This window comes from Paraburkholderia bannensis NBRC 103871, from assembly GCF_000685015.1.
Lineage (GTDB): Bacteria > Pseudomonadota > Gammaproteobacteria > Burkholderiales > Burkholderiaceae > Paraburkholderia > Paraburkholderia bannensis.
The window spans coordinates 21,812-34,373 of record NZ_BAYA01000029.1 but is presented as its reverse complement, the minus strand read 5'-3'; the positions used below and the strand labels follow the sequence as shown (position 1 = coordinate 34,373).

Here is a 12,562-nt window from a genome sequence, read left to right as displayed (position 1 = left end):
GGGATGCAGGACGCGGGTGATGCGCCGTGAATTAAAAAACTACAGAGCGACATCGGAGACACGCATGAAACTGGCAACTCGCATGGTGAGCGGGTTCGTCGCAGCAGCGGCGGCCCTTTCTGCCTTCACTTTGGCAGCGGGCGTCGCCCACGCCGAAGACAAACAGATTACGCTGGGTTTCGCCCAGGTCGGCGCGGAAAGCGCATGGCGCACCGCCAACACCGTTTCGGTGAAGGCCGCCGCCAAGGACGCAGGCATCAATCTCAAGTTCTCGGACGCCCAGCAGAAGCAGGAAAACCAGATCAAGGCGATCCGCTCGTATATCGCGCAGAAAGTCGACGTGATCGCGTTCTCGCCGGTGGTCGAATCGGGCTGGGAGCCGGTGCTCCAGGAAGCGAAGCGCGCGAAGATTCCGGTGATCCTCACTGACCGCAACATCGACGTGAAGGATCAATCGCTGTACGTCACGATGATCGGCTCGGACTTCCTGGAAGAAGGCCGCCGCGCGGGCAAATGGCTCGAAGACCACTACAAGAGCAATCCCGGGCCGATCAATATTGTCGAATTGCAGGGCACCGTCGGCTCCGCTCCGGCCAACGACCGTCACGCAGGCCTGATCGAAGTGATCAAGAACGATCCGAAGTTCAAGATCATCGCCTCGCAAAGCGGCGACTTCACGCTCGCGGGCGGCAAGCAGGTCATGGAAGCCTTCGCCAAGAGCTACGGCAACAAGATCAACGTGGTCTACGCGCATAACGACGACATGGCGCTCGGCGCGATCCAGGCCATGGAAGAAGCCGGCATGAAGCCGGGCAAGGACGTGAGCGTGGTGTCGTTCGACGCCACCAAAGGCGGCTTCGAAGCGATGATCGCCGGCAAGATGAACGTCGATGTCGAATGCAGCCCGCTGCTCGGGCCGCAACTGATGACGGCCGTGAAGGACGTGGTGGCGGGCAAGCAACTGCCCAAGCGCATCGTCACGAACGAGACCGTGTTCCCGATGGACGTCGCGGCCCAGACGCTGCCGTCGCGCAAGTATTGAGTGGCAGGTGGGGGTGCAGGGAGTGGCGCTTGTCGCGGGCATCGAACGTGACAGGCGCCACGTATTTTTCGGCACGATTAGTTAGCACTTCGTTCTTTTACGGTGCCTGCCCATGAGCGCAACGCCGCTGCTTGAAACCGTTGGCCTGTCGCGAACTTTCCCCGGCGTGCGTGCGCTCGACGGGGTCGATTTTCGTCTGTTCCCCGGAGAAGTCCACACGCTGATGGGCCAGAACGGCGCGGGCAAGTCCACGCTGATCAACGTGCTCACCGGCGTGCACGAACCGGAAGCCGGTGAAATCCGTCTTGCCGGTCGATCCGTGCGCTTTTCGACGCCGCAGGAAGCCGAAGCCGCGGGCATCCAGACGCTCTATCAGGAGGTCAATCTCTGCCCGAATCTTTCGGTGGCGGAGAATATCTTCGCGGGCCGCCAGCCGCGCAAACGCGGCCTGATCGACTGGAAAACGATCCACCGCCGCGCCGCCGAAGCGCTCGCGCAACTCAATCTTTCGCTCGACGTCACGCAATCGCTCGATACCTACCCGATCGCCATGCAGCAGATGGTGGCGATCGCGCGCGCGGTGTCGGTCGATGCGCGCATCCTGATTCTCGACGAGCCGACTTCCAGCCTCGACGAAGGCGAAGTCGCGCGCCTGTTCGAGGTGCTGCGCAAGCTCAAGGCGTCGGGCATTGCGATTCTGTTCGTCACGCATTTTCTGGAGCAGACCTACGCGATCTCCGACCGCATCACGGTGATGCGCAACGGCGAGCGCGAAGGCGAATATCTCGCCGCCGACCTGCCGGTGCAGACGCTGGTCGCCAAGATGGTAGGACTCCAGAATGCAGGCGAGCGCCTCGCGCAAGCCGAAGCGCCGCATCACGACGACGCCGCAGCGAGCACCCAGGCACCGTATCTCGCCGCGCAAGGCGTCGCGCGGCGCGGCGTGCTCAATCCGCTCGACCTGGAAGTGCAGCCCGGCAAGATCCTGGGCCTGGCGGGCCTGCTCGGTTCCGGGCGCACGGAAACGGCACGCCTCCTGTTTGGCGCGGACAAGGCCGATGCGGGCGCGGTGCGCATCGACGGCAAGACCGTCAAGCTCTCGTCGCCGCGCGACGCCGTCAAGCACGGCATGGCCTATTGCCCCGAAGACCGCAAGAAGGAAGGCATCGTCGCCGACCTGTCGATCCGCGAAAACATCGTGCTGGCCTTGCAGGCGCAGCTAGGCTGGTGGCGCATGATCGGCCGTGCGCGGCAGCGCGAAATCGCCAACCAGTACATCGCGCAGCTCGGCATCAAGGCGCGCGATGCGGAGCAGCCCATCGGCCTGCTTTCGGGCGGCAACCAGCAGAAGGTGCTGCTTGCACGCTGGCTCGCCACCGAGCCGCGCCTGCTGATCCTCGACGAACCCACGCGCGGCATCGACGTCGCCGCCAAGTTCGAAATCATGGATCGCGTGCGCGCGCTTTGCGCGAAGGGTCTCGGCATCCTGTTCATCTCGTCCGAAATCAGCGAGGTCGTGCGCGTGAGCGACCGCATCGCCGTGCTGCGCGACCGCCGCAAAGTCGCCGAACTGGCGGGCGCATCGCGCTCGGAACACGAGGTCTACAACCTCATCGCCGGAGACCGCCGATGAACACCCGTCCGAATTCGGGACTGCCTTCGGGCCTGCCGTCCTGGCTTGCCCTGCTGCTGCGCCACCCGCTCGTGTGGCCCGTCGTCACGCTGGTCGCGCTGTTCGCCGTGGACGTCGCGCACCGCGCGAACTTCCTGTCGATCACGCTGCTCGGCGGCCATCTGTTCGGCGCGCCGGTCGACATCCTCATGCGCGCCGCGCCGCTCGTGGTGGTGTCGCTGGGCATGACGCTCGTGATCGCCACGCGCGGCATCGATATTTCCGTGGGCGCGGTGGTCGCCATCGCGGGCGCGGCGGCGGCCACGGTACTTGCCGACGATCCCACGCGCGTGGGCATGGCGTTCGGCGCGGCACTCGCGGTCGGCCTGTTCGCGGGCATGTGGAACGGGTTGCTGGTCGCCTTCATCGGCATGCAGCCGATCATCGCCACGCTCATCCTGATGGTGGCCGGGCGCGGCGTCGCGCAGCTGCTCACGGGCGGGCAGATCATCCCGATTGGCGCGAAGGGCTATCTCTATGCGGGCGGCGGCTATCTCGCGCTCGTGCCCTGCGCGGTGTGGATCGCCATTGCCGTGACGGCGCTCACCGTGCTGATCGTCAACCGTACGGCGCTTGGGCTGTTTATCCGTTCGATCGGCGTGAATCCGGTGGCCGCGCGGCTCGCGGGGCTGTCGTCGCAGGCCGTGGTGTTCGGCGCGTATGCGTTCTGCGGCCTGACCGCGTCGATTGCGGGCATTCTCATCAGCTCGAACGTGCGCAGCGCCGACGGCAACAACGCGGGCCTGCTGCTCGAACTCGATGCGATCCTGGCCGTGACGCTGGGCGGCACGTCGCTGTCGGGCGGGCGCTTTAGCCTGGCGGGCACGGTGCTGGGCGCGCTCATCATCCAGACGCTCACTTACACGACGTATTCGATCGGCGTGCCGCCCGAAGCAACGCTCGTAGTCAAGGCCGTGGTCGTGCTGGTCGTGAGCGTGATCCAGTCGCCCGCCGCGCGTGCGTTCCTGGCGGCGCAGCTACGCCGTCTTGCGACGAGCCGCCGGGCGCGCGCCTGAGCGCACTGCTGATCGCTCAGAAGCCACACGCCCTTCAAGGACTTTTCCGGAACCTGCCGCATGAACCGTCCCGCTTCCCGCCCCGTCGATGCACCCAGCGCCTGGCGGCGCGGCGTCGCTCGCTTCGTCGATCCGCGCATCCTGCCCATCGTCGTCACCGTGCTGTTGTTCGCTGCGCTGTTTGGCTTCGGCTCGGTGATGTATACGGGCTTCTTCTCGCTCCAGGTATTGTTCGGACTCCTCGTCGATAATGCGTTCCTGCTGATCGTCGCCATCGGCATGACGTTCGTGATCATCTCGGGCGGCATCGACCTGTCGGTGGGCGCGGTGGTGGCGCTCACCACGATCCTCTGCGCCGTGGGCACCGAAAAGCTGCACTGGCCCGTGGCCGTGGTCGTGCCGCTCGTGCTGGCGCTCGGCACGCTGTATGGCGCGGCGATGGGTGCGCTGATCCACTTCTTCCGCCTGCAGCCCTTCATCATCACGCTCGCGGGCATGTTCCTCGCGCGCGGCGCGTGCTTTCTCATCACCACCGAATCCATCCAGATCAACGACGCCGGTTTCCACGCGCTCTCCGAATTCAGCATTCCGGTGGGCAGCGGCTCGCTCACGACCGGGTCGCTGACCGCGCTCGCCATGCTGGCCGCCGGCATCGTGATCGCGCATTTCACGCGCTTCGGGCGCAACGTCTATGCGATCGGCGGCAACGAGCGCTCCGCGCTGCTGATGGGCCTGCCCGTGGCGCGCACCAAGATCGGCGTGTATGCGCTCTCGGGCTTCTGTTCGGCGCTGGGCGGCGTGGTGTTCACGCTCTATGTGCTCTCCGGTTACGGGCTCCAGGCGCAGGGCATGGAGCTCGACGCCATCGCCGCTACGGTGATTGGCGGCACGCTGCTCACGGGCGGCGTGGGGTACGTGATTGGCTCGGTGTTCGGCGTGGGCATTCTCGGCACGATCCAGACGCTCATCACCTTCGACGGCACGCTCAGTTCCTGGTGGACGCGCATCGTGATCGGCGCCCTGCTCTGCGCGTTCTGTTTGCTGCAACGCGCCACCGAACGTCACGCGGCACGCCGCAAATCGACCGGCAGCGGCAAGGGCGCACCGCGCACAAGACGCGCCACCGCGCCCACTGAAGCGCCGCTCGATCCGATGCAGCAGGCGCGCCTGGCAACGCCGCCGCGCGAAGCATGACGAAGCATGACGAAGCGTGAAAAATAGTCCGACTAGTTAGGGGTATACATGGATTAGGAGCCGCATCGGCCCTGCACTAAGATTTTTGCGGTACCGCGCGGCACGCTGCCCCATCTCGCCGCGATTCCGAACCTGGCTGCGCGTGCGCGTCACAGGCGCGCGTTCCACTCACTCCCGGTGCCGTCCAGCATCTGCATACCCTCGACGCAAGCATTGCAACGTCGAGCAGTTCGACCCACGACAACGAGAATCGGAGGAAGACAATGGCGCAGCAACGGGATGACGACAAGGACACGAAGCAACACGATAAAGAGCACGATAACGGCGCCGGCAGCGGCCTGAACGCCACGCGGCGCGGCCTGATGCAGGGCGCGGGCCTGGGCGCGGCGCTGTCGCTGATGGGTGCGCTGGGCGGCGGCGCAGGCGGCCTGATTTCCCCGGCGCAGGCCGCCGAAATGGCCTTCCCTTCGCACAAGAAGTGGAAGATCGTGTTCGTCAACCACGTCACCACGAACCCGTTCTTCGTGCCGACGCAGTACGGCATCCAGGACGCCTGCTCGATGTTCGGCATGGACTATCAGTGGACGGGCTCGGCGACTTCCGATGCGGGCGAAATGGTGCGCGCGGTCAACTCCGCCATTGCCGCCAAGGCCGACGCCATCGCCGTGCCGATCGTCGATCCCAGCGCCTTCGACAAGCCAATCCAGGCCGCGCTGGACGCGGGCATTCCGGTGTTCGCCTATAACGCCGACGCGCCGCGCGGCAAAAGCAATCCGCGCCTCGCGTACATCGGCCAGGATCTGTACCTGTCGGGATATCAGATGGGCGAGCGCATCGTCAGCCTGATCGACAGCGGCATGGTGGCGCTCTTCATCGCAACGCCCGGGCAGTTGAACATCCAGCCGCGTCTTGACGGCGCGAGCGACGCCATCAAGAAGTCCGGCAAGAAGATCGACATCCAGACCGTGGCCACGGGCGCGACCGTCAACGAGGAACTCTCGAAGATCAAGTCGTTCTACCTGGGCCACCAGGACCTCAAGGGCATGTTCGCCGTCGATGCAGGCAGCACCCAGGGCGTCGCGCAGGTCATGAAGGAATCGAACCTGCCGTCCAAGGGCGTGCATGGCGGCGGCTTCGACCTGCTGCCCACCACCATCCAGCTCATTCACGAAGGCTTCCTCGACTTCACCATCGACCAGCAGCCTTACGTGCAAGGCTTCTATACGGTGATGGAAGCGTTCGTGTTCCTCGCTTCGGGCGGGTTGGTGGGCCCGGCCAACATCAACACGGGCCTGAAGTTCGTGACGAAGTCGACGGTCGAGCCGTACCTGAACACCTCGACGCGTTATGAAGGCAAGACCACCAAGCCGCAAATCGTGCCGATGAGCGGCGCAATCAAGTCGTGATGGACACAGTGAACGAACCCGGCAAGGTTCAAGCCCGCGCGCCCCGGCGCGCGGGTATGTCATGGACGTCCCACTGGGCGGCCGAGTTGCGCATCCTGCTGGTGGCGGTGCTGCTGGCCGCGTACTTCGAGTTCGCGAACCACGATTTCCTGCTCACCGACGCGAGCCTCGTCAATCTCTCGCAGTTCATCGCGCCGGTGGCGATCATCGCGTTCGGCGAAATCATGCTGATGATCGGCGGCGACATCGACCTGTCGGCGGGCATGGTGTTCGCCTTCGCGCCGTTCATGATGGTGTTCGCCAACGATGCGGGCGCGCCGATGTGGCTTGCCGTGGTCGCGGGGCTCGTGGCCGCCGCGATCATCGGCTTCGTGAACGGCGCGGTGACGGTGTGGTTGCGCCTGCCCTCCTTCGTCACCACGCTCGGCACGCTGTTCCTGATCAACGGCATCACTCTCACTGTCTCGCGCGGCACGCCCGCGCCGACGCCGGGCTCCCCCGCTTTTGCGGGCTTCATGGGCGCATGGGGCTATAGCGAGATTCTCTGGACGATCGCCCTCGCCGTCGTGATGCACACGCTGCTGCGCCATACGCGTTGGGGCCTGCATACCCAGGCGGCGGGCGCAAACCCGCTGGGCGCGAGCGAAGCCGGCATCCAGGTCAACCGGCTGCGGCTGGGCAACTTCATCCTGGCGGCGGTGCTCGCGGGGCTGACCGGCATCCTGGAAGGCTTTCGCATCACCTCGATCGATCCGCAGGCGGGCGGCAACCAGATCATGTTCCTCGCGGTGGCCGCCGCCGTGATCGGCGGCACGCCGCTCACGGGCGGCTCGGGCACGATCGTAGGCGGGCTGATCGGCGCGGCCGTGCTGGGCATCCTCAACGACGGCTTCACGCTCATCGGCATCAACGCCTTTACGTTCAACATCATCCTGGGCGCCGCGATTCTGGCCGCGATGATTTTCAACATCCACGTTGGCCGCATTCGCCGCAAGGGAGGCCGCTGATGGACGAATCGCAGGCGTTCTCTCCCCCGGCTAATGCTGAAGCGCCGCTCGCGCTGCGCGGCGACAAGATCGTCAAGCGCTTTGGCGCGGTCACGGCGCTCGACGGCGTGTCGCTCACGCTGGGCAAGGGCGAGATCCTGGGCATCCTGGGCGACAACGGCGCGGGCAAGTCCACGCTCGTGAAAATCCTCACGGGCTTTCATCAGCAAACCGACGGCACGCTCCATATCGACGGCCAGCAGACGCTGCTGCGCTCCGTCGATCACGCGCGCTCGCTGGGGATCGAATGCGTTTATCAGGATCTCGCGCTCGCGAACTCGCTGTCGATCTACCACAACATGTTCCTGAACCGCGAGATCGTGCGGCGCGGGCCGTTCAAGCTGCTCGACCACAAGCAGATGCGCGAGCGCGCGGCGCAATGCCTGGACGATATCGGCGTGCATGTGCCGTCCGTGGATCTGCCGGTGGAGCGGCTTTCGGGCGGTCAGCGCCAGGCCATCGCGGTAGCGCGCGCCGTGCATTCGAACGCGAAAATCCTGCTGCTCGACGAACCGCTCGCGGCGATGGGTGCGCGCGAGGCGGGGCTGATTATCGACCTCGTCATGCGCCTGAAGGAAAAGGGCGGGCTATCGATTATCATGATCATGCACAACTATGCGCAGACGCTCGATATCGCGGATCGCATCATGTTGATGCAGCGTGGCCGCGTAACGTATGAACAAAAGAGCGCACTGACTTCGGTGGCGGAACTCATGGACATCGTGCGGCGAGAATACCGGGCGATGCGCGCCACCAGCGCGTAATCGTCACATCAAGGGGGCATGCCTGACCGGCGAGCCCGGTCGGATCATCTATGGATTACCGCAATCTAGAGAAACGCAAGAGCATGCACGCGCGCATCGTGCAGGAGCTCGGTATGCAGATCGTCGGCGGCTCGCTGGCGCCGGGACAGCGTCTGCCCGCCGAACCCACGTTGTGCGAAACCTATGGCGTGAGCCGCCCGGTGTTGCGCGAGGCGACGCGCGTGCTGGTGGCCAAGGGCCTCGTGGTGTCGAAGCCGCGCGTGGGCAGCGTGGTGCGCCCGCGCGAACAGTGGCACATGCTCGACCCCGATGTGCTGTTCTGGACGGTCAACAGCCTGCCCGAAGGCGAATTCTTCCGCTCGCTCATGACGGTGCGCCAGATCATCGAACCGGCGGCCGCCGCGCTTGCCGCGATTTCCGCGACCGACGACGACCGCGCGCGCATCGCCGCCGCGTACGCGCGCATGGAAGGAGCCCAGACCGCCGACGACCTGCTCGAACCCGATCTGGAGTTCCACCGCGCGATCATGGCGGCCACGCATAACGACATGCTCGGCTATATCGGCAATATGCTGTCGCTGGCGCTCGGCGAGTCGATCAAGCTCACGAGCCGCCATCCGAACACGCATGCGCTGTCGCTGCCCAGGCACAAGGCCATCCTCACGGCGATCGAGCATGGCGACGCGCTTGCGGCGCGCCAGGCCAGTCTCGTGCAGCTCGACAATGCCCGCGCCGACGCGAAGTCGATCCTGGGCGGCGCGGCGCTGGAGAGTTGATCAAGCGCCTTCGCAGATCTGCACGTAATGCCGCGCGTACGGTTCGCCGAAGCCGATTTTCATCAGCTCGTCGACGACCTGCTGCGTGCTCCAGAAACCGCGCAGGCGCGCGTACATCGCCTTCACGCAGGCGAACTTGTGAGCCTTGCAATAGGCGACGAGCAGGAACAGCGATTCGCGCGACCGGAAAGTCCGCTCGTCGATGTCGCGCATGATTGCCATCATTTCGCTGTCGTCCACGTGACGCCACATGTTGAAGGAGGCGTGAAAGCCGAAGGTCGGCCGCATTCCCGGTTGCGCTTCATAAGAAAACTGGTCGGCAATCTCGCGCGGCGCGAAGCGTATGCCGTATTGCGACTCCAGCACCGGGCGCCATTGCTGGCCGATGGCTTCGTCTTCGACGGTGCCGGGCGTGACCTCGAAGCGCTCATCAGCAAGCGCCCTGAGCAGACGCGCCGAGCGCAGCGAAAAACCGCCATTGCCGATATCGAGCCCGGGCGGCCGGTGCAGCCAGCGCGCGCCGATATAGTCGTACTCGAAAAACGCCTCGCTCCAGCGCGAAGCATCCAGCACGTAGCCATCCCATTGCGCGACCAGCACCCAGGGCGTGGCGACATGCTTGCCGAGTTCCTTGAGCATGAATGCCGAATACGCCTCGCGCGAGCACAGCGGATCGATCTGCACGATCCGCGCACGCGTGGCGACGTCGCGATGCGTGAACAGCAGGGCGTCGCCAAATTCGCATTGCGCCATCGAAAGATCGAGCGCTCGCGCCGCCAGCGTGGGGTTGATCGTATCGGCCGCGCACAGCGTGACCTCGCGTAAGGCCAGGGGCCGACTGTCGTGCATGGTGAAATCCGGGGAGAGTTGAGCGCGAAATGGTACTGAAGCCCTCAAACTCAAAAAAGCACGCCCCGCGAACACCGGCATCCAGTCTCGCCGCCCCTTGCCTCAGGTCAAGAACCGCACGGACTCATTCAGGCCCGGTTGAATGCGTCCGACAGCCAGAGGAAAAAAACGGTCACACCGCCCGCTTGCTGCGGCGGAACTGGTCGAACAGCACGGCCAGCAACAGAATGCCGCCGCGAATCAGGTATTGATAGAACGTCGGCACGTTCATGAGACTCATGGCGTCCTGCACCGAGCCCATGATGAGCACGCCCACCAGCACGCCCGAGATCGTCGCCACGCCGCCCGTGAGCGACACGCCGCCCAGCACGCAGGCCGAGATCACGCCCAGCTCCAGGCCCACCGAGGTCTTCGGATCGCCCAGGCTCATGCGCGACGCCAGCATCACGCCCGCGAAACCCGTCACCAGCCCTTGCAGCACGAACACGGTGATCTTGATGCGCGTGACCGGCAGGCCCGCAAGACGCGCGGCCTCGCCGTTGCCGCCCACCGCCAGCACGTTCTTGCCGAACACGGTCTTCTTGAGCAGGAAGCCGAACAGCACGAAGCCGATGATGTTGCTCCAGATCGGGAACGAAATGCCGAGGAACGAGCCGCCGCCCAGATCGAAGAAGCGCTCTTCCGAGATCATCACCGCGTCGCCGTTCGAGGTGAGGAAGGCGAGGCCGCGCACCGCTTCCATCATCGCGAGCGTGGCGATCAGCGAGTTGATCTTGAAGCGCGCGATCAGCACGCCGTTGACGAGGCCCACCGCGCCGCCCGCGAGAATGCCCGCGGCAATGCCCAGCAGCACGCTATGCGACTGTGTAATCACCGTCGATGCGACCACGCCCGAGAACGCGACGATCGACGCGACGGACAGATCGACCTCGCCCAGCGCGAGCACGAACATCATGGTCACGGAGATCGAGCCGATCAGCGTGACGGACAGCAAAAGGCCCTGAATATTGCGGCTCGTGAGGAAATCGGGCACCGTCGCGGACAGTATCGCGAACAGCGCCACGAACACCACCGCGATGCCCGATTTGTTGATCATGTCCCACGCGCGCGCACGCGACGGCGTGATCGGCGCGGCGGCTTCGTTGACGGTAGGCGTGCCCTGTGGCTGCATGGCTTGGCTCATCTAAAAGTTGTGTTTCGGTCGTGCTCAACGCGGCAGCGCGAGCTTGATCAGTTCGTCGGGCGAGGCTTCGGCCTTCGGCACGCTGCCCGCGATGCGGCCTTCGCGCATCACGATGATGCGGTCGGCCACGCCGATCACCTCGGCGAGATCGCTCGACACCATGATCACGGTGCGGCCCGCTTCCGCGAGCTCGTAAAGCAGGTTGTAGATTTCGGCGCGTGCGCCCACGTCGATGCCGCGCGTCGGCTCGTCCATCAGGAACACTTCAATGCGTTCGGCCAGCCAGCGCGACAGGATCACCTTCTGCTGGTTGCCGCCGGACAGCGTGCCGATGGCGGTGTCGCCATTGCGCGTCTTGATCGCGAGCTTCCTGATGTAGTCCTGCGCGAGGTCGCGCTCGCGCTTCGCGTCGAGCAGGAAGCGCGCCGGGCTGAAATGGCGCCGCGCGCTGATATTGAGGTTATCCGCCACCGAGGCAATCGCCACGATGCCTTCCTGCTTGCGGTCTTCCGGGCACAGCGCAATGCCCGCGCGCACAGCGTCGCGCGGACTCGCGAAATTCACGCGCTTGCCGTTCAGTTCGACATGGCCCGCGCTCGCGCGCGTCGCGCCGTAAATCAGCTTCATCAGTTCGGAGCGACCGGCGCCCACCAGCCCGAAGAAGCCGACGATCTCGCCGCGCCTGGCCGTGAACGAAACCGGCTCGGCCAGGCCCGGCCCGAGCAGGCCCTTCGCTTCGAGCAGCACGTCGCCTGCCTGACGCGAGCGGTAGCCGTAGACGTCCTCGATCGAGCGGCCCACCATCGCCGCGATCAGGCGATTGCGGTCGAGGTCGGCGACCGATTCGAACGTCTCGATGCGCTTGCCGTCGCGGAACACCGTCACGCGGTCGCACAGCTCATAGACTTCGTCCATGCGGTGCGTGACGTAGATGATCGCGCGGCCATCGGCGCGCAGCGCGTTGATGATGCGAAAGAGGTTCTCCGTTTCGCGCGCCGAGAGCGAACTGGTCGGCTCGTCGAAGGCGATCACGCGCGCGTCGCGCATCAGCGCCTTGCCAATCTCGATCATCTGGCGCTGGCCGATGGACAGATGCTTGACCGGCGTGCGCGGATCGATGCGCTCGCCCAGGCGCTTGAGTTCGTCCATCGCGCGCTGCACGAGCGTGCGCTCGTCGAGCACGCCCAGGCGATTGGGCAATTGCCCGAGCATCAGGTTGTCGGCCACCGTCAGCTCGGGCACGAGATGCAATTCCTGATAGATGATCGCGATGCCCGCGTCCAGCGCCGCTTTGGTAGTCGTGAAGCGCTGCTCCACGCCGCCCAGCTTGAGCTGGCCCTCCTGCGGCTGGTTCACGCCCGAGAGCACCTTGAGCAGCGTCGATTTACCCGCGCCGTTCTCGCCCATCAGGCCGTGCACCTCGCCCGCGCGCACCTCCAGCGAGACGCGGTCGAGCGCCTTCACACCCGGAAAGCTCACGGTGATGCCGTCGAGTTCCAGATACGCGCGCTGCCCCTGTCGAGCCTGTTCAGCCTGGTGAGCCGCGTTGCCCGCGCTCGCCGCATCGGCATAAGTCATGGTTTCAGTCATTGCATCCCTGCCCTATCTCAAACG

At 65.1% G+C, this 12,562-nt stretch carries 11 protein-coding genes; 8 read left to right on the top strand and 3 right to left on the bottom strand.

Annotation, left to right across the window (positions count from 1 at the left end; genetic code table 11):
• Positions 1–64: 64 nt before the first annotated feature.
• From BBA01S_RS31025 to BBA01S_RS30990, 8 genes are all read left to right on the top strand, one after another.
• Complete coding sequence (locus BBA01S_RS31025; RefSeq protein ID WP_027819847.1) at positions 65–1,042, top strand: ABC transporter substrate-binding protein; 978 nt, start codon at positions 65–67, stop codon at positions 1,040–1,042.
• A gap of 112 nt (positions 1,043–1,154) precedes the next feature.
• Positions 1,155–2,675, top strand: coding sequence for a sugar ABC transporter ATP-binding protein (locus BBA01S_RS31020; protein ID WP_027819846.1), 1,521 nt, complete (start codon positions 1,155–1,157; stop codon positions 2,673–2,675).
• Positions 2,672–3,730: an ABC transporter permease gene (locus BBA01S_RS31015; RefSeq protein ID WP_042298192.1), complete on the top strand. Its 1,059-nt coding sequence runs from the start codon at positions 2,672–2,674 to the stop codon at positions 3,728–3,730. Before BBA01S_RS31020 ends, BBA01S_RS31015 begins: the two co-directional genes overlap by 4 nt.
• 60 nt (positions 3,731–3,790) lie before the next feature.
• The gene (yjfF, locus tag BBA01S_RS43515; RefSeq protein ID WP_042298191.1) at positions 3,791–4,924 is read left to right on the top strand and encodes a galactofuranose ABC transporter, permease protein YjfF; all 1,134 of its coding nucleotides are present in this window, start codon (positions 3,791–3,793) and stop codon (positions 4,922–4,924) included.
• Between the two features lie 263 nt (positions 4,925–5,187).
• Complete coding sequence (locus BBA01S_RS31005; RefSeq protein ID WP_027819844.1) at positions 5,188–6,330, top strand: sugar ABC transporter substrate-binding protein; 1,143 nt, start codon at positions 5,188–5,190, stop codon at positions 6,328–6,330.
• Positions 6,330–7,337: an ABC transporter permease gene (locus BBA01S_RS31000; RefSeq protein ID WP_027819843.1), complete on the top strand. Its 1,008-nt coding sequence runs from the start codon at positions 6,330–6,332 to the stop codon at positions 7,335–7,337. Before BBA01S_RS31005 ends, BBA01S_RS31000 begins: the two co-directional genes overlap by 1 nt.
• Positions 7,337–8,140 (top strand): ATP-binding cassette domain-containing protein, encoded by an 804-nt coding sequence (locus BBA01S_RS30995; protein ID WP_027819842.1) that lies wholly within the window; start codon positions 7,337–7,339, stop codon positions 8,138–8,140. Before BBA01S_RS31000 ends, BBA01S_RS30995 begins: the two co-directional genes overlap by 1 nt.
• Positions 8,141–8,190: 50 nt before the next feature.
• Entirely contained in the window at positions 8,191–8,916 is a 726-nt protein-coding gene (locus BBA01S_RS30990) for a FadR/GntR family transcriptional regulator (protein ID WP_027819841.1), read from the top strand.
• On the opposite strand, the gene BBA01S_RS43510 is transcribed toward BBA01S_RS30990, so the two are convergent.
• The 3 genes from BBA01S_RS43510 to araG form a co-directional block, all read right to left on the bottom strand.
• On the bottom strand, positions 8,917–9,765 hold the full coding sequence (locus BBA01S_RS43510) for a DUF5672 family protein (protein ID WP_052391971.1): 849 nt from the start codon (positions 9,763–9,765) through the stop codon (positions 8,917–8,919).
• 172 nt (positions 9,766–9,937) lie between these two features.
• Entirely contained in the window at positions 9,938–10,948 is a 1,011-nt protein-coding gene (gene araH / locus BBA01S_RS30980; protein WP_027819840.1) for an L-arabinose ABC transporter permease AraH, read from the bottom strand.
• 24 nt (positions 10,949–10,972) lie between these two features.
• Positions 10,973–12,538, bottom strand: a complete 1,566-nt coding sequence (gene araG / locus BBA01S_RS30975; protein ID WP_027819839.1) for an L-arabinose ABC transporter ATP-binding protein AraG — start codon at positions 12,536–12,538, stop codon at positions 10,973–10,975.
• Between the last annotated feature and the right edge of the window lie 24 nt (positions 12,539–12,562).